The 23,043-nt window shown below is 43.1% G+C and carries 24 protein-coding genes; 18 read left to right on the top strand and 6 right to left on the bottom strand.

Translation table 11 applies throughout. From position 1 onward, the window contains the following. Positions 1-57 precede the first annotated feature (57 nt). The 4 genes from AC4E8A_RS15040 to AC4E8A_RS15025 all read left to right on the top strand — a co-directional run bounded on the left by AC4E8A_RS15040 (position 58) and on the right by AC4E8A_RS15025 (position 5,971). Complete coding sequence (locus AC4E8A_RS15040; protein ID WP_490194026.1) at positions 58-3,696, top strand: dynamin family protein; 3,639 nt, start codon at positions 58-60, stop codon at positions 3,694-3,696. 17 nt (positions 3,697-3,713) lie between these two features. After that, complete coding sequence (locus AC4E8A_RS15035) at positions 3,714-3,911, top strand: hypothetical protein (protein ID WP_490194024.1); 198 nt, start codon at positions 3,714-3,716, stop codon at positions 3,909-3,911. Continuing rightward, entirely contained in the window at positions 3,898-4,758 is an 861-nt protein-coding gene (locus AC4E8A_RS15030; RefSeq protein ID WP_490194022.1) for a sulfurtransferase, read from the top strand. The genes AC4E8A_RS15035 and AC4E8A_RS15030 overlap by 14 nt, the downstream gene beginning before the upstream one ends. A gap of 349 nt (positions 4,759-5,107) precedes the next feature. Further along, positions 5,108-5,971: a 5'-3' exonuclease gene (locus AC4E8A_RS15025; protein WP_490198883.1), complete on the top strand. Its 864-nt coding sequence runs from the start codon at positions 5,108-5,110 to the stop codon at positions 5,969-5,971. Between the two features lie 79 nt (positions 5,972-6,050). On the opposite strand, the gene sspL is transcribed toward AC4E8A_RS15025, so the two are convergent. Beyond that, complete coding sequence (sspL, locus tag AC4E8A_RS15020; RefSeq protein WP_490194020.1) at positions 6,051-6,191, bottom strand: small, acid-soluble spore protein L; 141 nt, start codon at positions 6,189-6,191, stop codon at positions 6,051-6,053. A gap of 118 nt (positions 6,192-6,309) precedes the next feature. Between sspL and AC4E8A_RS15015 the strand changes: the two genes are divergently transcribed. Further along, the gene (locus tag AC4E8A_RS15015; protein WP_490194018.1) at positions 6,310-6,795 is read left to right on the top strand and encodes a divergent PAP2 family protein; all 486 of its coding nucleotides are present in this window, start codon (positions 6,310-6,312) and stop codon (positions 6,793-6,795) included. A 1,211-nt stretch (positions 6,796-8,006) separates the two neighbouring features. Next, positions 8,007-8,285, top strand: a complete 279-nt coding sequence (locus AC4E8A_RS15010) for a DUF6123 family protein (protein ID WP_490194017.1) — start codon at positions 8,007-8,009, stop codon at positions 8,283-8,285. Between the two features lie 321 nt (positions 8,286-8,606). Here AC4E8A_RS15010 and AC4E8A_RS15005 read toward each other — a convergent pair whose 3' ends face one another. From AC4E8A_RS15005 to AC4E8A_RS14995, 3 genes are all read right to left on the bottom strand, one after another. Beyond that, positions 8,607-9,530, bottom strand: a complete 924-nt coding sequence (locus tag AC4E8A_RS15005) for a DMT family transporter (RefSeq protein ID WP_490194015.1) — start codon at positions 9,528-9,530, stop codon at positions 8,607-8,609. Beyond that, positions 9,523-9,927, bottom strand: coding sequence for a reverse transcriptase-like protein (locus AC4E8A_RS15000; protein ID WP_490194013.1), 405 nt, complete (start codon positions 9,925-9,927; stop codon positions 9,523-9,525). The genes AC4E8A_RS15005 and AC4E8A_RS15000 overlap by 8 nt, the downstream gene beginning before the upstream one ends. Before the next feature lie 138 nt (positions 9,928-10,065). After that, the gene (locus tag AC4E8A_RS14995; protein ID WP_490194011.1) at positions 10,066-10,743 is read right to left on the bottom strand and encodes a queuosine precursor transporter; all 678 of its coding nucleotides are present in this window, start codon (positions 10,741-10,743) and stop codon (positions 10,066-10,068) included. Between the two features lie 167 nt (positions 10,744-10,910). Between AC4E8A_RS14995 and AC4E8A_RS14990 the strand changes: the two genes are divergently transcribed. Together AC4E8A_RS14990 and AC4E8A_RS14985 are read left to right on the top strand one after the other, a co-directional pair. After that, complete coding sequence (locus AC4E8A_RS14990; protein ID WP_490194009.1) at positions 10,911-11,567, top strand: reverse transcriptase-like protein; 657 nt, start codon at positions 10,911-10,913, stop codon at positions 11,565-11,567. 33 nt (positions 11,568-11,600) lie between these two features. Then, positions 11,601-11,777 carry a zinc-finger domain-containing protein gene (locus AC4E8A_RS14985; protein ID WP_490194007.1) on the top strand — a complete coding sequence of 59 codons (177 nt, stop codon included), beginning with the start codon at positions 11,601-11,603 and terminating at the stop codon, positions 11,775-11,777. Positions 11,778-11,827: 50 nt separating this feature from the next. On the opposite strand, the gene cspD is transcribed toward AC4E8A_RS14985, so the two are convergent. Further along, entirely contained in the window at positions 11,828-12,028 is a 201-nt protein-coding gene (cspD, locus tag AC4E8A_RS14980) for a cold-shock protein CspD (protein ID WP_119547134.1), read from the bottom strand. 333 nt (positions 12,029-12,361) lie between these two features. Here cspD and mntR point away from each other — a divergent pair, with 333 nt between their 5' ends. Then, complete coding sequence (gene mntR / locus AC4E8A_RS14975; protein WP_490194005.1) at positions 12,362-12,784, top strand: transcriptional regulator MntR; 423 nt, start codon at positions 12,362-12,364, stop codon at positions 12,782-12,784. A 54-nt stretch (positions 12,785-12,838) separates the two neighbouring features. On the opposite strand, the gene AC4E8A_RS14970 is transcribed toward mntR, so the two are convergent. Continuing rightward, the gene (locus AC4E8A_RS14970; protein WP_490194003.1) at positions 12,839-13,057 is read right to left on the bottom strand and encodes a DUF3892 domain-containing protein; all 219 of its coding nucleotides are present in this window, start codon (positions 13,055-13,057) and stop codon (positions 12,839-12,841) included. 187 nt (positions 13,058-13,244) lie between these two features. Between AC4E8A_RS14970 and AC4E8A_RS14965 the strand changes: the two genes are divergently transcribed. From AC4E8A_RS14965 to AC4E8A_RS14925, 9 genes are all read left to right on the top strand, one after another. Then, positions 13,245-13,940, top strand: a complete 696-nt coding sequence (locus AC4E8A_RS14965) for a class I SAM-dependent methyltransferase (RefSeq protein WP_490194001.1) — start codon at positions 13,245-13,247, stop codon at positions 13,938-13,940. Continuing rightward, positions 13,937-14,635, top strand: coding sequence for an AIM24 family protein (locus AC4E8A_RS14960; RefSeq protein ID WP_490193999.1), 699 nt, complete (start codon positions 13,937-13,939; stop codon positions 14,633-14,635). Before AC4E8A_RS14965 ends, AC4E8A_RS14960 begins: the two co-directional genes overlap by 4 nt. Positions 14,636-14,905: 270 nt before the next feature. Beyond that, on the top strand, positions 14,906-16,591 hold the full coding sequence (locus AC4E8A_RS14955; protein ID WP_490193997.1) for a formate--tetrahydrofolate ligase: 1,686 nt from the start codon (positions 14,906-14,908) through the stop codon (positions 16,589-16,591). Between the two features lie 25 nt (positions 16,592-16,616). Beyond that, entirely contained in the window at positions 16,617-17,105 is a 489-nt protein-coding gene (locus AC4E8A_RS14950) for a hypothetical protein (protein WP_490193995.1), read from the top strand. A 50-nt stretch (positions 17,106-17,155) separates the two neighbouring features. Beyond that, positions 17,156-18,004 carry a DegV family protein gene (locus tag AC4E8A_RS14945; RefSeq protein WP_490193993.1) on the top strand — a complete coding sequence of 283 codons (849 nt, stop codon included), beginning with the start codon at positions 17,156-17,158 and terminating at the stop codon, positions 18,002-18,004. Positions 18,005-18,309: 305 nt separating this feature from the next. Continuing rightward, positions 18,310-18,957 (top strand): HD domain-containing protein, encoded by a 648-nt coding sequence (locus tag AC4E8A_RS14940; protein WP_490193991.1) that lies wholly within the window; start codon positions 18,310-18,312, stop codon positions 18,955-18,957. Next, entirely contained in the window at positions 18,954-20,846 is a 1,893-nt protein-coding gene (locus tag AC4E8A_RS14935) for an ABC-F family ATP-binding cassette domain-containing protein (protein WP_490193989.1), read from the top strand. Before AC4E8A_RS14940 ends, AC4E8A_RS14935 begins: the two co-directional genes overlap by 4 nt. Before the next feature lie 76 nt (positions 20,847-20,922). Further along, the gene (locus AC4E8A_RS14930) at positions 20,923-22,047 is read left to right on the top strand and encodes a conserved virulence factor C family protein (protein ID WP_490193987.1); all 1,125 of its coding nucleotides are present in this window, start codon (positions 20,923-20,925) and stop codon (positions 22,045-22,047) included. 540 nt (positions 22,048-22,587) lie between these two features. Next, positions 22,588-23,022 (top strand): BrxA/BrxB family bacilliredoxin, encoded by a 435-nt coding sequence (locus tag AC4E8A_RS14925; RefSeq protein WP_490193985.1) that lies wholly within the window; start codon positions 22,588-22,590, stop codon positions 23,020-23,022. The last annotated feature ends 21 nt before the right edge of the window (positions 23,023-23,043 follow it).

Here is a 23,043-nt window from a genome sequence, read left to right as displayed (position 1 = left end):
AATAAAAGTGGCATAAAAATGATAAATATAACTTAATGGTGTAAGGGGAAGGTTCTTTTGCAATCGCTATCACATACAAAGACAACATTCAATGAGAAAATACGAAAGCTCGCTGCTTTATATGAAACTCTGAGGGAAAGCGGTGATACAGAAGCTGCATCCAAAGCAGAACTTCTTGCGCATAAGTTCTGGAAAAATGAATTTATTGCTGGTTTCTGCGGACATTTCTCTGCCGGTAAATCGACCATGATTAATGCGCTGGCTGGAGAGGAATTGCTTCCATCAAGCCCGATACCAACTTCAGCAAACCTTGTGAGGCTGCATCAGGCCGATTCTGATTTTGCCAAGGTTCATTATCATGACAAACAACCTGTCATTTTTGACGGAGCGTATGACTTTAATATAGTTAAAAAATACTGCAAGGATGGCGAAAATGTCCAGAGTATTGAAATTGGGAAGAAACATACAAAGCTTCCGGATGGTGTGACTGTCCTTGATACACCGGGAGTGGACAGTACAGATGATGCACACAGGATTTCAACGGAGTCAGCACTTCACCTGGCTGACATTGTGTTTTATGTAATGGACTATAATCATGTACAATCACAATTGAATTTTGAGTATACCCGGGAACTTGCTAATCATGGTGTTCGTCTGTATTTAATCGTGAATCAGATTGATAAGCATAATGATGAGGAACTTTCATTTCAACAATTCAAGCTATCTGTTTCGGAGTCTTTTGCGGCATGGCAAGTGAAACCGGAAAGGATTTTTTTCACGACGTTAAGGGATGGAACGAATCCACATAATGAATTTTCCGAAGTCAGAGACTTGATCAACAGCCAATTTCAGCATAAAGATGAACTGCTGGAGCGTTCTTTCGCTGCAGGTATGAGCCGCTTAGTCAGTGAGCATGAGAAGTGGGTGAAGGAAAATTTAAAAGAACAGCAGGATTCACTATCTGCAATTATCTCCAATGAAGAGATTGAAAACGGAGAAGCAGTAATTCAAAAGGAAAGAAATTTACGGGAGAAAATGGCTGAAAACAGCGCTAAGGCGTATATTCTGACGTTTGAGGAAGAAAGGGAAAAAATACTTGAGAACGCTTATTTGATGCCTTTTGAAACGAGGGAGCTGGGTAAAGGATATCTTGAATCTCTACAGGATGATTTTAAAGTGGGGATGTTCTTCTCAAGGAAAAAGACCGAAGAAGAGCGCCGGCAGCGTGCAAAGGACTTTTTGCAGAGCTTGACCAGCAATATTGAATCCCAGCTGGAGTGGCATTTAAGAGGGCTGGGCAGCCACATGATGAAGCAGGCGGGCTTCCATGATGAAAGCTTGATGGCTCAGTCAGAGGGATTGTCGGTCGTGGTGACGGAAGCAGATCTTAAGGAAACAGCAAAAGCCGGTGCCAGGGTAACAGGCGAATATGTACTGAATTATTGTGAAGAGCTATCTGGGCGAATTAAAAGGAAGGCACGGAAAGAGACAGAAAGACTGAAAGAACGCCTGGTGGAACTTTCAGATGCGGAAAAGGGCGAAGAAAACGAAGTGCTTGAAGAGCAATATAAAGTAATAAAAGAGAAAGCAGATGCTCTCAAACAGCTTGAATTCTATAACGAAGATGCGGAAATTAAAATCAGCAATCTCAATAGCATCGCAGAAGGTTCAGTAAATGTAAATTCGGAAGAGACGGTCAATCAATGGGATGGCAAGTGGGAAGAAAACGAGCAGGATTATATCCTTTATTCGGAAGCAGACGTAATTGACGACAAAAGCGCAGTAACAACATCACGGACTGAAACAGAAGTGATGACTGATGAGAGTCAAGGCCGGTCCATCGAACTGCTGCCATTGATAAGACGCTTGAATGAGATGGCGGAGGACTATGAAGGCATCAGCGGCCTAAGGCAGACAGCTCTAACATTGAAAAATAAGGCAGAGAGGCTGAAGGACCAGCATTTCACGATCGCTCTATTTGGAGCCTTCAGTGCAGGCAAGTCTTCTTTCGCCAATGCCCTTCTCGGAAGCAAAGTGCTCCCGGTGAGTCCCAACCCGACTACAGCTTCAATTAATCGAATCAGGCCGCCGATGGATGGACAGGAACACGGTACCGCTCAAGTGTACCTAAAGACAGAACAGCAGCTGCTGAATGACGTCCGGAATTCAATGGAGGTATTCGGGGAACAGGCTGAATCATTGGAGGCGGCCGCACGGCGTATTCCTGATTTGCTAAATAGGAATGATGGAGAAGGAAAAGAAAAGATTCACCTTTCATTTCTTGCAGCATTTTCAAACGGATACGGGAAATATCACTCGAAGCTTGGAGAGGTATTGAAGGTCAATATGGAAGAATTCAGAGGATTCGTAGCTAATGAGAACCAGTCATGTTACGTGGAGTCCATTGACTTATTCTATGACTCTCCGATAACCAGGCAGGGAATTACCCTTGTTGATACTCCTGGTGCTGATTCCATCAATGCCCGGCATACTGGTGTAGCCTTCCAATATATTAAAAATTCAGATGCGATACTATTCGTAACGTATTATAATCACGCATTTGCAAAAGCTGACCGTGAATTCTTGATCCAGCTTGGAAGGGTCAAGGATGCTTTTGAGATGGATAAAATGTTCTTCATTGTCAATGCTGTGGACTTAGCAAAGGATGAAGAAGAAAAACGGGATGTTATTGACTATGTTCAAGGACAACTAATAGAGTATGGCATCCGCTTCCCTCGAATTTTCGGAGTATCTTCCAAACAGGCAATGGAACCGGCGAAAAGAATCGAGTCGGGAATTGATTCCTTTCAGAAGGATTTTGAAGATTTTATTGACGGGGAGCTGAAGCTGATGGCTGCCCAATCTGCAGAAGCTGAATGGAAGAGGGGTCTCAGCCGCCTGAAGGCTCTGATCGAGAATTCATCAATGAATAAAAAAAACCGGGAAGCAAGAATAGACGAATTACAGCAGGTAAAAGAAAACATTCATACATTCCTGAATAGCGAGGCACCGGAAAGCCTTCAGCTTCGTGTCTCACAAGAGATAAAAGAATTAGTCCATTATGTGAAGCAAAGAGTGTTTCTTCGTTTCTCGGACTTTTTCAAGGAAGCATTCCATCCAGCGGTTTTCTCACAGCATTCCTCCCCAAAAGCTGCGTTACATGCATCCTTGGAAGAACTGCTGGACTCCATAGGGTTTGATTTTGCCCAGGAAATGCGGGCAACAACATTAAGAACTGAGAAATTTGCCGAAAAGCAATTGGTTTCACAATTTGAAATGTATACTGAAAAAATCAAGAAGATGGAAGAGAGCTTCACCTTCTCTCCTTATGAAACAGGTAAGCCGGTTGAAACCAACTTTTCCAATGCCTTCTCAAAACTTGAAAGGGAACGGTTCCAGCCAGCATTGAAAGAATTTAAAAACCCAAAGGATTTTTTTGAAAATAACAGCAAGAAAAAAATGATGGAAAACCTGAATGAAGCTTTACAAGGTCCCGCTGACAACTATTTGGAAAGCTCCAAACAGCAAATCACTGAGTGGGCAATAGACTTCCTTAAAGAAGAACACAAGCTGATGACAGAAGAGATACGGTCAGAATCAGCAGCACAAATCGATTCATGGCTGGATGCATTGCAATCCACCGAAAATCTGGATAACTGGAAAAATATCTATTCAAGGCTAGCTGCTGAAGGATAAGGGTACGGGAGGAGAAAATGAAGAACAGCCGTTACCATGCATGCGCGACCTGCAAACATTTTTCAGCGGAGAGAGTGGATGGGAAAATGCAGTACCATTGTGAAAGGCTGGGATATGAAACGAGGCCTGACTATCAATTTAATTGCTGGAATCCAAAGGACCATATCAGAGACTTGATGAAGAAGGAGGATGACAGGGACAATGGAGAACACTAAAGAAATTTCCTGGCTGGAATCCAATTACCTCTGCAGCCAGGTCAGAGTCATAGATTGCCGCTTTCAACTGGGGGAACCAGAACATGGAAAAGAACTTTACGAACAAAATCACATTCCGGGAGCCGTTTATTTTGACTTGGAAGAGGATCTGACAGGCAGAATTAAAAAGCATGGAGGCAGACATCCGCTTCCGGATATTGAAGTGTTCGTCCGCAAACTTGAAATGGCTGGTATTGGAAACGACACAAACATCGTAATGTATGACAATGGTGAGGGGGCTTTCGCTTCACGCTGCTGGTGGCTTCTTAAATATATCGGCCACAAGAATGCTTTTGTTCTAAACGGTGGATACCAAGGGTGGATGAAGCAGGGGCTGCCTGTTGAAAGAGATGTCCCCGTCTATAAGAAAGCAGACTATCACCCAGTGGTGCAAAGAGATATGGTTGCCACGGTGGATGAGGTGAGAAAAGTCTCCACTAAAGAAGCAGAAGGGATCCTTATCGATTCAAGAGCAAGGGACCGATACCTGGGATTGGTAGAGCCAATTGATAAAATACCCGGCCATATCCCTGGAGCTGTAAATCAAGAATGGACAGAGTCGCTTGAAAATGGCAGCTTCCTATCCAGGGAAAAACAGCAAAAAAGGTGGGTGTGGATTGACCAGGGAAGGCCGCTTATCGTCTATTGCGGATCAGGGATAACTGCTGCCCCGAATATCCTGTCCTTATGGACTGCCGGCCATCAAAATGCCAAGCTCTACCCAGGAAGCTACAGCGACTGGATTTCCTATGAAAAACACAAAGTGGAAACCAAAAAGGAGTTGAAGGATTCCTTTCCCTGCGGTTGATTGGAAACCACCAGGGGAGTATTTTTTATATAAGAACGGCAAGGTGAAATCTATAGCGGATTTCATCTTTTTTTCTGTCTATGAATGACTCTTTTCCTACCCTTTGTTGCTATTCGATATGAATGTCAGCTCATATATGGAACATTCACCGGATAACCTCTTGTAAGCATGAAAGAAAAGAGCTACACTCCCTTTTTCGAGGGGAATTCCATGGAATACAGGGGGGAATCCGTATTGTCCTCCTAAGAATTTCATGAAAAAAGATTACTGAAATATGTTATAATGCTAATTGGACAAAGGAGTGGTAAATGTGAAAAAACACAGCGAACATTTATTATTGGTCGATGGAATGGCTTTGTTATTCCGTTCTTTTTTTGCGACAGCCGTTTCAGGACAATTCATGATAAATTCAAAAGGACAGCCTACCAATGGAGTGCAGGGATTTATGAAACATCTGTTGATGGCTGTTGAACATATCAATCCTACCCATACAGCTGTTTGCTGGGATATGGGAAGTGCTACTTTCAGAAATGAAATTTATTCAGACTACAAATCCAATCGGAATGCTCCACCAGTTGAATTGATTCCGCAATTCGACCTTGCAAAAGAGGTGGCAGAGGGATTTGCCCTATATAATATCGGCATGAGCGGTTTTGAGGCAGATGACTGTATTGGAACAATTGCCAAAACGGCGCCAAAAGATATGAAAGTTTCCATTTTGAGTGGTGACCAGGACTTGCTGCAGCTTCTTGACGACAATATTGATGTCGTGCTTTTGAAAAAGGGGTTTGGGAACTATCTGACGTATTCGAAAGATTACTTTATGGAAGAAAAAGGATTGACGCCGGAACAATTCATCGATGTGAAAGCATTGATGGGAGATACAAGCGATGGGTATCCAGGTGTTAAGGGAATCGGTGAAAAAACAGCAGTGAAATTGATCCAGGAGCATCAGCATATTCAGGGAATATTGGAAAGCCTCCATCTCCTGACACCTTCCCAAAGGAAAAAAATCGAAGCTGACTTGGACATGCTTCATCTTTCACGCAGGCTTGCGGAGATAAAATGCGATGTACCGCTTGAATTTCAATTGGAATCAGCCAAATGGGGAGCGATTGCACCTGATGCCATTTCACTGATGGATGAAATGGAGCTGAGGGCACTGCGTCGATTCCTGATAGGCAAGGATCATTTGCTCAGCCAGCATGCATGATAGTAGTGGATTATTAACAGGGATTTATCAGTTGCGGAATGCTCTTGATAAGTCCCTGTTTTTTAATCTGGTCAAGTAATTATATTTTTGTATTGGACCTTTTAGCCCTGTCCTCCAGCTTTGATTTAGGATCAGGAGTGGCCGTGCCGTCTTGAGCAAACCCTTGAGGGTTGACACCCGGTGCTGCCGTGCCTCTGTTTTTGTTCTGTTTTTTGCTCATGTTGTCACCTCCACTATTATCTTCACCATCACCTGCGCTTTTAATGTAAAAAAATCAATTGGATACACTATGATTAAGGTTGTGTGGCAAGGTAAACAGATTTCAGGGGGTAAAACAGATGAATAGAGGAGTCGTTACAGCTCTTTTGAGTATTTTTACAGCACAGGCACTCAAGATTCCTTTGCATTTTATTAAAACAGGAAAATGGAATCCGATGCTGTTTTTTCAGACTGGAGGCATGCCGAGTTCCCACTCAGCTGGTGTTTCTTCATTGACAACGTTCATCGCCTTAAAAAAAGGGTTTTCCACAATAGATTTTGCCTTGTCTTTCATATTCGGACTGATTGTCATGTATGATGCCCAGGGAATCCGCCGGCAAACGGGGGAACTCACATTAAAAGTCAATTCCCTCGATGAATTGGTTCGAAAAGCACATGAGGATGAGCCGATCCCGTTTGAAGAAAAACCCAAAAGACTAAAAGAAATGCTCGGGCATCAGCCAGTAGAAGTAATAGGAGGAGGAATCCTCGGGTTTATGATTGGAGGGACAAGCTACCTCCTCGGAAAAAAAGATAGGCAAAAAGGAAGATTTTTTGTAAGATAGAACCAAAAGCGAAGACGGCCGATCAGCTCCGTACGGATTGGAGGGCTCTCATATGAGATAAAGGAATCACGAAGAGCGAAGCGATTCGATGATGACTTATCTTTAAAAAGTGGATAGACCCCGTTCAGCGGCGTACGAACTGGAAGGCTTCCGTATGAGATAAAGGAATCACGAAGAGCTTTGGCGATTCGATGATGACTTATCGCAAGGAGGAAGACAGAAGTGCGATAGCCGCTGGGGTCTTGAAGCTGGATTCGCAAGGAGAGAGACCGAAATCCGCTAGGAGCTGGCCGTCGTAGCTAGCCGGAAACCAAAAGCGAAGACGGCCGATCAGCTCCGTACGGATTGGAGGGCTCTCATATGAGATAAAGGAATCACGAAGAGCGAAGCGATTCGATGATGACTTATCTTTAAAAAGTGGATAGACCCTGTTCAGCGGCGTACGAACTGGAAGGCTTCCGTATGAGATAAAGAAATCACGAAGTGCTTTCGCGATTCGATGATGACTTATCGCAAGGAGGAAGACAGAAGTGCGATAGCCGCTGGGGTCTTGAAGCTGAATTCGCAAGGAGAGAGACCGAAATCCGCTAGGAGCTGGCCGTCGTAGCTAGCCGGAAACCAAAAGCGAAGACGGCCGATCAGCTCCGTACGGATTGGAGGGCTCTCGTATGAGATAAAGGAATCACGAAGAGCGAAGCGATTCGATGATGACTTATCGCAAAGAGGAAGACAGAAGTGCGATAGCCGCTGGGGTCTTGAAGCTGGATTCGCAAGGAGAGAGACCGAAATCCGCTAGGAGCTGGCCGTCGTAGCTAGCCGGAAACCAAAAGCGAAGACGGCCGATCAGCTCCGTACGGATTGGAGGGCTCTCATATGAGATAAAGGAATCACGAAGAGCTTTCGCGATTCGATGATGACTTATCTTTAAAAAGTGGATAGACCCCGATCAGCGGTGTACGAACTGGAAGGCTTCCGTATGAGATAAAGGAATCACGAAGAGCGAAAGCGACTCGATGATGACTTATCGCAAGGAGGAAGACAGAAGTGCGATAGCGCTGGGGTCTTGAAGCTGGATTCGCAAGGAGAGAGACCGAAATCCGCTAGGAGCTGGCCGACATAGTCAGCCGGAACCAAAAGCGAAGGGGGCCGGTCACCTGCGTTTGAATTCGAATCTGAAGATAGAACTTTTTACTACAGGGTGAGGGAAATGCGTGAACTATAATAAACTAACAACCGAAGACTTTCTTATGTATTTAGAGAACAAAGGGTTCAAGTTCGGTGAAGACGCCATTGGCTTTATTTACTTTGGCAAGAGATCAGTGAACGTTTCAGATGAAATTATCAATACTGCAATTGAATTAACATTAAAAGCACAAAAAAGATTTGATAACAGCTTCTATATGTCTTTACTGGAAACGCTGCATTCCAATAACATCAAAACACGACAGGAAGCGTGGAAATATGCAAAGAGCATAAAATTGCTCGCATAGGTGATAATTTCTAAAACTCTATAATGTTCAAGCTCACACGGCTAAGAGATGCGCGGCCAAATAGTGTTGTGAATAAGTAAAAGCAAAGACAGTGTAGTGTTGTCTTTGCTTTTGGATGATTTATTATCCGCCTCCCCATTTTTACATAGGAGGCTCACCGCCCGCCTCGCGGAGTCGTGCGCCTGGAGCGGAAATCCATTACGTTTAAAATAACCACAATCTATTCGAGAACAGCCTTGCTTTTTTAGCTTTAGCTTTGCGTAATTGGTCCGTATGTGCTTGGGAAGGATTTTCGGACACCTTTGCCCTTGCTTTTGGACTCTACAAGGTCTTTCCATAGGAATATTTTTTCACCAGAACTTTTACCATCTGAGGTAATTCTGCCAACAGCATGCCTAGAAAGATCAAACAGCAGCCTGCAACAGCAAAAGAAGACAACTTTTCACCAATCCAGATATATGAAAAGAGGGCAGCGAAAACAGGCTCCATTGTCAGGATGACCGCGACCCTTGCTGGAGTGGTATATCTTTGTGCAGCAGTTTGTATAAGGTAAGCAGTTGAAGTGGCGAGCAGGGATGTCACAAGCAAGGCAGAAAGCACCTCCGTTTTGAGTAATGTGGAAATAGACATTGCGGTCTTCCAATCCTCAAAAAGCAGCATGAAGATAAATGACAGGACAGCCACTGTCAGTATTTGAATGACTGTTAGTTGCAGTGCGGAGGTGGACTTGGTGGATTTGTCTGTGAAAATGATATGCATGGCAAATCCCAAAGCACAGATCATGACAAGCAGATCACCTATATTTAAAGATTGAGTATGGCCGGCTGCTAATAGATACAAGCCGAGAACGGCAGACAAAGCACCTGCCACTGATGCGGCGAGCGGCTTCTGCCTCAGGAACAGGATACCTATAAATGGAACAAGGACTACGCTCAACCCTGTAAGGAATCCGGCTTTTGCAGGTGTAGTGTAGAGCAGGCCAAAAGTTTGAAATCCATACCCCAGGAAAAGAAACAATCCCAGTATAACGCCTGGCACTAAACTGCTGCGGGTGAACCGAATTCTGCCTTTCTCTTTAAGCAGCAAAAGCAGCAGAAGAGAAATTCCTCCCAAAAAGAACCGTACAGTATTAAATGTGAAAGGAGGGAGGAATGAGATCGCGTTCTGTATGATAACAAAAGTGGTTCCCCAGATAAATGCCACTGTCAGAAGGGAAAAATCGGCCGCCCATTTTTTGTTATTCATCTGCGCCGCCCTGATTTAAATGGATTGCTTTACGGGCCAGTTCATCTGCTCTTTTGTTTTCCTTACTGGGAATCCACTTAATAAAGAATAAATCAAACTCCTTTGAAAGGTGCAGAATCTGCTCTAATAGATGTTTGTATTTCTTATTTCGGGCATACTCTTTTTCTACAGCATTGACGACGGCCTGCGAATCGCTTCTGAACGAGAGAATTGTGAACTCTTTCTCCTTGCAGATTTGCAATGCTTTGATGCAGGCTAGATATTCGGCCTCATGATTTTCTTTCTCTCCCAGCGGAATAGAATAGGATAAGGTTTCGCCGCTGCCTTTGATGAAAATTCCGGCACCGCTGTTTCCAGGATCCCCTGCGCTTGCTCCGTCTATGTATACTTCAACCATGATTTCACCTCAAAACAAATTAAACTATTTATTAGTCTAATCAGAAATGGAGAAAACATCAATTTTTTAAACTGAATTTTTTAAAAACAGAAAAGAGCCTGAAACAAGTCTAAGTCCCGTTTCAGGCTCTTAAATTTCTTATTCCTTTACATCCATCCGTTTGGCAAGGTATCCAAACGGGGTGTCGAACAGGGCAACAATCCATTTCAATACATAAGTTGTGAAGACAATTTGGATCCATACTTCAAACGGAAATTCACCAAGAAATGCAATAGTGGTAAAGACCAGGGTATCAAGAAGCTGGCTGATCATAGTGCTCCCATTATTACGGATCCAGAAATGAGAATCCTTCGGGAATTTTTTCTTTAGGAAAGTAAAAATGTATACATCCGTAAATTGGCTGATGAGATAAGCAGCAAGACTTCCTATAGCTATGCGGGGGATCATTCCAAAAATGGTCTCGAGTGAACCCTGGGCAAAGTCATCAGGATGAGGATTGAACATAAGAACCATCTGCATGATGATGCTCATCACCAGCAAGGTAAAGAACCCCAGCCATACAGCTTTTTGTGCTTCTTTCTTTCCATACTTCTCGTTCAGGATATCTGTAACGAGGAAGGCCGTCCCGTACATGGCGTTTCCCAACGTAGCTGTCAGCCCGAAAATCTCAATGGTTTTAACCACCTGTAAATTGGCTAATATAGTTGAGACGCCTATCCAGACAAACAGACCTGTTTTGCCAAAGATTCTATACATGGCAAGAACGAGGGCGAAATTGACAAGTACAAATATAAGGCCAAACCATTCATTAAACATATTGTCTCCTCCCTGAAAATATAGTGAGATAATGCATATACTAAAGAAAGACTCTGGTATATTATTTACGCATCCGTGTTGGTCTACGCTAGAATGAATAAAAAGACCTTGTTCATTATACATAGAATGGATGAAATGAACAACAGAAGTGATTGGAAGGAGGAGCAATGATGAAAATGAAAGTGATCTGGACATACAGTGGAAAGATACCTGATAAAATAACCTTTGAGTCGGAATGGATGAACCGGCGATATGTTGATTATCTTATCGAGGATCTCACGAAGACAGGAAGAGCAGGTAATATTGTCATCCGCGATGAAATGGAAAATGAATGGACCAGAAAGGAATTCCTTAAACTCAGTGAAGAACTGGAACGGGAACCTGAGGATATCACCGTTTACTTTGATGGTGGATATGATAGAGAAAAGGCTCTTGCAGGTTTGGGTATGGTCATTTATTATCAAAAGGGCGGAGTGAATTACAGGGTCCGCAAAAATAAAAAGCTTGAGGAGCTGGAGAATAATAACGAAGCTGAATATGCAGCCCTTTATTCCTGTATCCAGCTGCTGGATGAGCTTGGAGTCCGTAATATGCCTTGTATTATAAAAGGTGATTCCCAGGTGGTCTTGAAACAACTTGAAGGAGAATGGCCATGCTATGAAGATACGCTTAACAGCTGGCTGGATCGAATTGAGGCAGAAATGAAGACCATGGGGATAAAGCCGGTATATGAACCAATTAATAGAAAGCAAAATAAAGAAGCAGATCAGTTAGCGAATCAAGCATTACAAGATACTTTTATCCACAGTCATTCGAAGTATTGAAATGCTGCAGAGGTAGAAAGGTGATGAAACTTTTTGGAGCGGATTCAAGTGATTGGAAAATTGGATGAGATTCTGGCAACTTATTGTGAAGATTGTTTGTTAAAAGCACATTTCAGAAAAGAATACGGCAAGAAATATGCCCACCGGTTTTGCATTGAACAATGTACGGTCGGACAGAAGATCAAAGAATTGGGAAAAAATTTAACATAACAAAAAAGGAAGCTGGGGATGCCAGCTTCCTTTATCTATTTTAGTCGAAATTATAGTTTAGTTACGTTAGCAGCTTGAGGTCCGCGGTTACCTTCTACGATTTCGAAAGAAACTTCCTGACCTTCTTCTAATGATTTAAATCCGTCACCTTGGATAGCAGTGAAGTGAACAAATACATCGTCTCCGCCTTCAACTTCGATGAATCCAAAACCTTTTTCGTTGTTAAACCATTTAACTTTACCATTTTGCATAATACTGTTCCTCCTAAATCTTTCAAGCACATTTTTGTGCTCATGGAAATATTATCATTATAGGGATACTAAGTCACTCTGATCCGAGGACATAGAATTCCGTTAATGATGTCTTAAATATACAATAAGGGGTAAAGTGCAGTCAAGGAAGTTAGCCTGGTTTTTGTAAGAAAATTTAAACGGTTTCATTCGCTGCTGTTACACCGCACCTGACACGCTATAAAAAAGGTGCTTTTTTCTTCCAAAAACGCAGAAGGATGGGTTTCAGTTGTATTCAACCATTATATATAGTAAAATTTTAATGATATTTTACCAATGTGGAGGGTTCAATATATGCCAACGCCAAGTATGGAGGATTATATAGAACAGATTTATTTATTGATCGATAATAAAGGATATGCCAGAGTTTCAGATATTGCTGATGCACTGTCCGTCCATCCCTCCTCAGTGACCAAAATGGTACAGAAATTAGATAAAGATGATTACCTTGTGTACGAAAAGTACAGGGGTCTGATATTGACTTCCAAAGGGAACAAAATAGGAAAGCGGCTTGTTTTCAGGCATGAACTGCTAGAGCAATTCCTGAATATAATCGGAGTGAAGGAAGAAAATGTTTACGAAGATGTTGAAGGGATCGAACATCACTTAAGCTGGGATTCGATTGACAGGATTGGCGATCTTGTCCAATTGTTTGAAGAAAATGCGGACCTTCTAAAAAGCCTCAGAGATATACAGGCCAAAAATGAAAATGAGTAAAAAGGACGATTGAGGCAATCGTCCTTTTTTATGTTTATTTGACCTGATAATGCATTAAAAGATTTCAGGAAGATCAGAAAAGGTACTTTCCCCACTAAAGGTGTCAGCGAGCTGTGATAAACCCTCTGGGTCATAATCAACACTTACCCCTGATAAGACACCATCCTGAGCTTCCATAACAGCTTTTTGATAGGAGATGATTCTCCCTGTTGATGTTTGAAAGCTGATAATCTGTCCATTATCATGATGTTGAACCTTAATGATTTCCTCCATTTGCATGCCCCTTTACAAAAATTCTCATCCCTAGTATGGTCAAAAAATACAGTTTCTAAAGGTGATATTGCTTCTCTCTGAAATATTCTTTTAAACTTCGCTTGTAAAAGCAGGACTTTTCGCAGTCCAATGAGAAAAGATTATCTATAAGGATTAAGTACCTAACACATTGCAAAGAAGGTGGAGTATGACTAGCAAGGAATGGCACGATAGCGCCCGGCAGCGCTGGGATTACAATGCCAGTGACTGGCACAGAAGAAGTGTGGATATGTGGACGAAAGGAAGCAGAAAAGATATCCTCCCGTTCATGGTAAGAAATATCCCCACTGGCAGCAGTATAGCAGACTTAGGCTGCGGTGATGGGTTTGGCTCCTATTTATTGAACAGTGAAGGCTATGATGTTACTGGGATGGATCTATCCGGGAATATGGTGGAGCTTGCAAGGAAACATGAACAAAAAGGGTTGAGCTTCATTCAAGGAGATCTTTCGGCTCCTCCTTTTGAAAAGGAACAGTTTGATGCTGTCATGATAATCAATTCCCTGGAATGGACGCAGGATCCTTTCGATGCCTTAAAGAAAGTATCAGAAATTATTAAAGTGGACGGCCAATTATGCATTGGTGTTCTTGGCCCTACAGCCCATCCACGGGAAAATTCCTTCCCCAGGCTGTACGGGAAAGAGGTTATCTGCAACACCATGATGCCATGGGAACTCGAGAAACTTGCAGTTGATCATGGAATGGTGAAAGAGGACGAAGTTTGGGTATACAAGAAGAATGTCCCTTCGACCCTTGCAGAAAATCTGTCTTTGGAACTGAAACAGGCACTGACTTTCATGACGCTTTTCATGTTCAGGAAAACACTAAATGGAGGGATAAAATGAACCAGCGTTTCTCAATCGATGAATTCATTAAACAAACTCAGCAGGAAGAAAAAGGAGAAGGTTTATTTGAATTGGAAACTCCCAGAATGCTGGAGGTGAATCTGAATGGAGAGGTATGGGCGAAGATGGGCTCCATGGTTTCTTACCGGGGGGCAATCAAATTTGAAAGGGAAGGAGTCCTTGAGCACGGACTAGGCAAACTATTTAAAAAAGCACTGACAGGTGAAGGGACAGCATTAATGAAAGCAAACGGTGAAGGCAAACTCTACCTGGCCGATCAAGGAAAGAAGATATCCATTCTACATCTTAACAATGAAGCGATCTATGTGAATGGAAATGATCTGCTAGCCTTTCAACCAGGATTGAAATGGGATATCAAGCTGATGAGAAGGGTTGCTGGCATGATGGCAGGCGGCCTGTTCAATGTGCGGATTGAAGGAACAGGCATGGCAGCAATCACTTCACATTACGAACCACTGACATTACTGGTGAAACCGGACAGTCCTGTTTATACAGATCCGAATGCTACTGTGGCATGGTCAGGAGAGTTACAGCCTGATTTCGTTACAGATGTATCCTTGAAAACCTTCTTTGGCAGAGGGAGCGGGGAATCCGTTCAAATGAAATTTGAAGGAGAAGGATTTGTTGTCGTTCAACCTTTTGAAGAAGTTTATTATAGTGAACAGCAATCATAAAAAAATAAAATAGGAGGAGTATGCGTGTTTTTTGAAGAAAGCAGTGGTTAAGCTATCAGTACGCCAAGAATTCTCTCCCTTGAAAACCCCTTCCTGAGCGGGAGGGGTTATTCTGCTATAAAAAATCCAGCATGGTTGGTTACCCCTTTAATAGATGGACTTTTGAATAGTCATTCTGTATAAATGTAGCTAAGGAAATTTTTTTGAAATTAGGAAAACCTTATACATAGGTAAAGTACAACATCCTTATTCATATAGGAGGAGTTACAAATGCAACATAAAAAAGTACTGTCGGATATCGAAATTGCCCAGCAGGCTGAAATGCTGTCCATAACAGACATAGCTAATAAACTGGGACTTAAAGAAAAAGATATAGAGCTATATGGAAGGCATAAAGCTAAATTGTCATATGAAGCACTGAAAAACGTTGAGGGCAGCCCGAATGGAAAGCTGATTCTGGTGACCTCCATCAATCCCACACCGGCAGGGGAAGGCAAATCAACCGTTACAGTGGGATTGGGGGACGCCTTGAACTCAATCGGCAAACAGGCCATGATTGCTTTAAGGGAACCTTCGCTTGGGCCGACAATGGGAATCAAAGGCGGGGCTGCCGGGGGAGGGTATGCGCAAGTTCTTCCCATGGAAGAGATCAATCTGCACTTTACTGGGGATATCCATGCCATCACTACGGCAAACAATGCATTGGCGGCCATGATCGACAATCATATCCATCATGGAAATGAACTCGGAATAGATCAAAGAAGAATTACATGGAAAAGGGCTCTGGACATGAATGACAGGGCATTAAGGCAGATTGTCATCGGATTGGGTGGTCCTGTCCAGGGAGTGCCAAGGGAAGACGGATTTGATATTACTGTCGCTTCAGAAATCATGGCAGTCTTATGCCTTGCGAATGACCTGGCTGATTTGAAGGCACGCCTGGCCAGAATGGTAGTTGCCTATACGATAAATAAAGAGCCTGTAACCGTGAAGGACATTGGCGTACAAGGGGCGCTGGCCATGCTTCTGAAGGATGCATTAAAGCCAAACCTTGTCCAAACGATCGAACATACCCCGGCACTTGTACATGGAGGGCCATTCGCAAACATTGCACATGGCTGCAATTCAGTTATAGCTACACGTACAGCGTTGAAACTTTCAGATTATGTAGTCACTGAATCAGGATTCGGTGCTGACTTGGGTGCCGAGAAGTTTCTCAATATCAAAACTGAAGCCCTTGGTGTGAGTCCTGATGCAGTGGTATTGGTGGCGACTGTAAGGGCTTTGAAGATGCATGGGGGACAGAAGAAAACGGAATTGGCTGCGGAAAGCCTTTCTGCACTTGAAAAAGGTCTGGAAAACCTGGAGAAACACATGGAAACCCTCAGCTTGTTTGGTGTTCCTTTTGTTATAGCGATCAATAGATTTGTGACGGATACCGAAGCTGAACTTGCCTTTCTATCCAAATGGTGTGATAGCAATGGAGTCGTGGTTTCTCTCACAGAAGTCTGGGAGAACGGCGGAAAAGGCGGAGAAGATTTAGCTGAAAAAGTAATCAGTGTCATAGAAAATAGCAGTAAATCCTTCAAAAGACTTTATGACCGGAAAATTTCGCTTGAAGATAAAATCAGGACAGTTGCATACAATGTGTACGGAGCCAGTGATGTAAAATTCTCTGGAAAAGCGGAAAAACAAATGAAAGAAATTGAAGGTCATGGCTGGGGAGACATGCCTGTATGCATGGCCAAAACCCAATACTCTCTGTCTGATGATGCTAAGAAACTTGGCAGGCCAAGGGGATTTACTATTCATATCAGAGAGCTCAGGCCAAAGATTGGAGCGGGATTTGTCGTGGCACTGACAGGAGAGGTCATGACAATGCCGGGACTGCCGAAGAAACCTGCAGCATATGAAATGGATGTCGAGGAAAATGGAACGGTCAAAGGGTTATATTAAGATTTCTGAAAGGGGATGCACGGTAATGTTTGATCCAACAGCTTATGAAAACTTGAAAGTGGTTCTTCAGGGTGCATTGTATGAGCTGGAATTGACTGGGGCACTAAAGGTGCTTAGCAGACAGGATGTCATAGACCTGGCAAGCTTGGAAAGGAAATTCTCCTTGGCTCTTTGCAACCCGACAAAAACAGAAGTCACTGTCAAAGTGATCTTGAGTGCTGGCATAAAGGAGTGGAGCGCCGAAGCACTTCCAAAATCGGGAAGTGAGCCGGGAGCCATGCTTCAGATTATATATCAATCAGAAGGAAGCAGGTTTAAGGAAACTTTCATCACCAATTTGGAGGGCTGGTGGGGGCCTCGCCGTACGATAGAGTGGCGGGAAATTTCTTCAACCCTTGAGTCCTTTCGACACCAGGGGATCATTAGTTTCAACCGGCTAATTACAGAGGATATGGTCGATGAACTCGAAGAAGTGGTGGTACATATAGAAAATTCTTTGGTGGAATTAGTTTGAGATGGACATAGACATCTGAAATATAGACATACATATGGTAGTAAAAGGGGATGAGGAATTTGAAAATAGCTTGGGTAACAGACAGTACAGCCTGCAGGACAGTGGAGTTTGAGAATAATCAAGATATCTATACTGTTCCAATGAACATCCTGATTGGAAACAAAGAATATAAAGATGGTGTTGATCTTTTCCCTTGCGAGATGTTCCGGCTACTAAAAGAAAATGGAGCAGATGCCAAGACGTCACAGCCGTCTATCGGAGTTTTTCAAGAACTGTATACCAGTCTTCAGGGTGAATATGACCATATTTTTTCCATCCATGTTTCAGGAGCTTTCAGCGGGACTTTTTCCTCCGCCCAGCAGGCTGCCCAGCTTGTCGATATCCCTGTAACTGTAATGAATTCGAAGATTTTATCCTTTCCACTGACGAAATTGATATTAGAAGGAATTGCAGCTGCAGAAAAAGGAACGAGCACTATAGAAATTGAGAAATATCTTGAGGCAAGAATCAATACCGGCGAAACGTTTGTAATGGTAGGCAGCCTGGAGCAGCTTCATAAAAGTGGAAGGATGAACGGACTTTCGTTCTTTCTTGGTTCGATGCTGAAAATCAAACCCATCTTAGCGATCAAAGATGGAAAACTCCAAGTGGAAGAGAAAGTAAGAAGTATTACAAAAGGATACAGCCGGATGAAAGACTATTTGGATCAGGTTCTTCTAAACAAAGAAATAAAAGAAGTCTATATTCTGTATGGCTTAAATAAACAAGAAGCAGATTCCTGGGTTGGCGAATTGTCTGGCAGATACCCGGCAATTGCCTTTTCCTCTCATGAACTGGGTGCAGTCATTGGTGTGCATGCCGGTGAGAATACATTGGGAATCAGCTGGTTTGCAGAGTGAAAGAGGGATGCTTCCCTCTTTTTTGCTTTTGATAAGGAAAGAAAAGACTAATACTTGCCTCCTGATAAGTGCGTGGATGAAAGAGTTAAAACAGGGTGATTAGTCAAGAAAACAGGTTATTTCGCAATGTGTTTAACAAAAAATACGATGTTAGAGATGAGTTTCAAAGTTAATAAGGGGATTAGTCATAAACATACTGGACTATTAAATAACAGCTTGAAAATAGACTCCTCAATGGAACGGCTAAGCTCCCTCCGATTCCACTGTGTTTCTGTTAAAATAAGAAGAAAAGGGGGTGCTGAACTATGGATAAACCAACTATCGAAATGATTGAGAAACGTGTAAAAGAGGTCCATGCTGAGGAGCCAAGCGGCCATGACTGGTATCATATAGACAGGGTGCGAAATCTTGCCTTGTATATAGGAAGAAAAGAAGGAAGCCTCCATTTGGGAAGAATTGAAGCTGCGGCACTCTTGCACGACATACCAGATGATAAATTGAATGCCAGTGAACGTGAAGGGCAGGATAGGTTACATAACATAGTAAATAAGATAGAATTACATAATGAAGAAAAAGAGAAAATTATCGATATTGTAATGAAAATCTCCTACCACGGAGGTAATGATGCCAGGCTTGATTCACTTGAGGCAATGGCTGTAAGAGATGCCGACAGGCTTGATGCCATTGGGGCGATTGGGATTGCCCGTACCTTCGCATATGGTGGAATGAAAGGTAATCCTATGTTTGAACCTTCATTACAAGTCAGAGGAAATATGACGAAGGAAGAATACCGGAATGGCAAAACATCTACTATACATCATTTTTATGAAAAATTGTTGTTGCTCAAGGATCTTATGTGTACACAGACCGGACGCGAGATCGCAGTAGAACGCCATCAATTCATGGAACTTTTTCTAAAGCAATTTTATACAGAATGGAATGGTCAGCAATGAGAATGTTAACGGTTGAAACTATTACTAAATCGTATGGGGAAAAGACCCTGTTCAAAGATATTGGCTTCACGATAACTGAGAAGGAAAGGGCAGGATTGATCGGTGTCAATGGAACAGGGAAATCCAGCCTGTTGAAGATTATTGCCGGACTGGATGATGCAGACTCAGGGGAAATGACGAAGCCGAATGACTATGTCATTTCTTACCTCGCTCAGGAACCGGAACTTAATCAGGAAATGACAGTAATCGGCCAGGTCTTTCAAAGTGATGCTGCAGTGATCAAAGTCATGCGTGACTACGAAACAGCGCTGCTTCAATTAGAGGCGGATCCTGAAAATGAACGCAACCAGGAGAAGCTCTTTGATGCTCAAAGACAGATGGAGATCCATAATGCGTGGGATGCCAATGCAAATGCCAAAGCTGTATTGACAAAGCTGGGAATCTCCCAATTTTCAAAGAAGATAGGCGAACTTTCAGGCGGGCAAAAAAAGCGTGTCGCTCTTGCCCAGGTCCTGATTGAAACTCCTGATTTGCTCATTCTTGATGAACCTACCAACCACCTTGATTACCAGTCCATAAAATGGCTTGAAGATTACCTTTCCAGGTATAAGGGTGCCGTCCTCCTTGTTACTCATGACAGGTACTTCCTGGACAGAGTCACCAACAGGATATTCGAACTCGACGGAGGCAATCTTTATTCATATAAAGGGAACTATCAGGCATTCATTGAGGCTAAGGCTGAGAGAAATGAGCAGGAAAAACAAACCGCTGAGAAGCAAAGAAACCTGTATCGCAGGGAGCTGGCATGGATGCGGCGTGGTGCCAAGGCGCGAAGTACAAAGCAAAAGGCCAGGATTCAGCGATTTGACCACCTGGAGGAAAATATGGCCTCTTCTTCTGCAAACGAAGGTATAGAAATGTCCCTATCAGGCAGCCGTCTTGGCAAGCAGGTGTTTGAATTTAAAGAGGCCTCCAAGAGATATCCAGGTCAGATCATACTTGATGGATTCAATTATCTCATCAAACCAGGTGACAGGCTTGGAATAGTAGGACGAAACGGAAGTGGAAAATCAACATTCTTGAACATTCTTGCAGGCAAGGATGCGCTTGATTCAGGCGAGCTGAATCAGGGGCAGACTGTTAAAATTGCTTACTATACACAAGGGCATGAAGAGCTTGATGAAAATATGAGAATGATTGAGTATATCAGGGAATCAGCAGAAATGATCACGACAGACAGCGGTGACCAGATATCTGCAGCAAGTATGCTCGAACGTTTTCTTTTCCCTCCCCACTCTCATGGAACATTGATCCGAAAGCTTTCCGGTGGGGAAAAGAGAAGGCTGTTCCTTTTAAAGCTTCTGATGACCAAACCGAATGTTCTTCTATTGGATGAGCCGACCAATGACCTTGATACGGAAACATTGACGGTTCTCGAAGATTATATTTCTGAGTTTTCGGGGGTGGTTATCACTGTTTCCCATGATCGATATTTCCTTGATAAAACAGCCCCCCAGCTTCTTGTATTTGAAGGGGAGGGCAGCATAGGAACTTATTTGGGTGAATACACTGAGTACCTAGCTCAAAGACCAGAGGAACAAAGTGAAGCGAAAGAAAAGAAATCAGCTGATAAACAAACACCCGTTAAGCCTGCTGCACCAGAAAAGAAAAAGCGGATGACATATAACGAGAAAAGAGAATGGGAAACCATTGATGAAAGAATCGCCAATACCGAAGAAAAGCTGGAAGCTGCCCAGAAGCAGCTTGAAGCGGTCGGAAGTGATTTTGAAAAAGCACAAAGTTTAATGGAACAGATAGAGGAATGCAATACCCTGTTGGAAACATTGATCGAGCGCTGGTCCTATCTCTCCGAAATTGAGGAGAGCTAAGCACATCCATTAGGTTCAAATGAAGTCTATGTTAAAATGAAGAAAGATAAAAAGGGACTAGAAAGGGGCAGGATGTATGAGAATCAAATCAATTGAACCAACGCCAAGTCCTAATACAATGAAAATTATTTTAGATGAAGAAATGGCTGGCGGGAAAAGTAATAATTACAAAAAAGAAGATGCGGCATCAGCGCCAAAACGCATCAGGGATATTCTGGAGATTGAAGGAATTAAAGGTGTATATCATGTCGCTGATTTTCTGGCCGTTGAACGAAATGCCAAATTTGACTGGCAGGAACTTCTTCCAAGAGTAAGAAAAGCATTTGGCGAAGAAGCCGAAGCCGAGGGGCAGAGAGCACAGGCAGATGATCACTTTGGTGAAGTAGCGGTGAGTGTCCAGGAGTTCAAAGGTATCCCAATGCAAGTCAAGCTGGCGACAGATTCCGATGAAAAGAGGTTCTCGCTGCCGGAACGATTTGTAAAGGCAGTAGGGGAAGCGCAACTGGAAGGAGACAATGTTGTTCTTCTGAGAAAGTGGAAGGATCAGGGAGCACGTTACGGGGATTTGGACGATATTGGAGGAAGTGTTGTGGAAGAGTTGATGGCAGCGTATCCTCAAGACCGAATCGACTCGCTTGTTAAAAAAGCACAGAATCCGGAAAGTAATGATGAAAAAACGTCAAGACCTGGAAGGAAAGTTACCTTGGAGGAGTTCGATGCACCAGAATGGCAAACAAGGTATCAACTTCTGGATAGCATGAAAGATCCGGATATCGATGACCTTCCTCTTCTGGAGAAAGCCTTGGAAGATGAGAAGGCATCAATCCGCAGGCTTGCAGTGGTCTATATCGGAATGATCGAGGACAAGAAGGTCCTTCCTTTACTATATAAAGGGCTGAAAGATAAAACGGTGACAGTCAGAAGAACAGCAGGAGACTGCCTGTCAGATCTTGGCTTTAATGAGGCGATGGGTGAAATGGCAGAGGCTCTTCATGATAAGAGTAAATTGGTTCGCTGGCGGGCTGCCATGTTCCTTTACGAAGAAGGGGACGAAAGTGTCCTGCCTGCTTTAAAACAAGCAGAGGACGACCCTGAATTTGAAGTGAAACTTCAGGTGAAAATGGCCATTGAAAGGATTGAAGGCGGAAAAGAAGCGAAAGGATCCGTCTGGAAGCAAATGACGGAAGCAAGAAAACAGTAGTTAATTCCTCTTTTAACTAGGCTCTTTTCGTAAACTTTTTTGCTATCTGATAATAATTTTGAAAGATAGTGGAGTAATGAACCAGAAAAACACCCTGTTTAGCATGAGAGAAAAGAGCTTCTCTCTTCGTTCAGAGCGAAAAACGTAGGATGCAGGGAAAAATCCTGCTTTTTGGATTTTTCGGAAGCAACAATATATGCGAAAACAGCCTTTAACTAAGAGGGAGCGAAGGTTGTCTGCCAATCATTTTATTCGTTTGAAGTGGGGTGTGAACGAATTCCTGCGGGACCAGCGGGCACATTTAGCTCCAACGGTCCTTGCAAGAAGTCATCATAAACTCATGTTGTCCGTTGGGATTCCCTAACTGATAAAGGAGTTCTCCAGTCCGGACGACGCTAACTGGCCTTTCCCGTGTTTGAAAAGGTGAGAATCCGCAGGCGCAGCTGAGCATGTCCACTGCCCATCCTGAGGAGTCTTGCTCCTCTAACGGAAATCAAATGAACACTTTTTTATATAATGTTAAAAAGGAGATGGATATCCATGTCAATGGCATATGAAGAATATATGAAGCAAGTCGTGAAACCTATGAGAGCGGAACTGACTCAAGCCGGTTTTAAAGAGCTCTTAACGGAAGAAGAAGTTGAGCAGACGATGGAAAACTCAGAAGGCATCTCATTCGTGGTCGTGAACTCTGTATGCGGTTGTGCTGCAGGGCTGGCAAGACCAGCTGCGACGCAAGCAGTATTAAACACCGAGGTCCAGCCTGACCAGCTTCTGACGGTTTTTGCGGGTCAGGACCGTGAAGCAACGGTGAAGATGCGTGAATACTTCGAAGGATATGAACCATCCTCCCCGTCAATGGCGATTATGAAAGGCAAAGATGTTATCCACTTCATCCCAAGAGAAAACATTGAAGATCATTCAATCGAAGAAATCATGGCCGAAATCAAGACAGGACTCGAAAAGACGAAATAATCGTAAGCAAAATGTCCAGGG

Source organism: Bacillus sp. SRL337, assembly GCF_984799155.1.
This window is presented reverse-complemented; position numbering and strand designations above follow the sequence as displayed.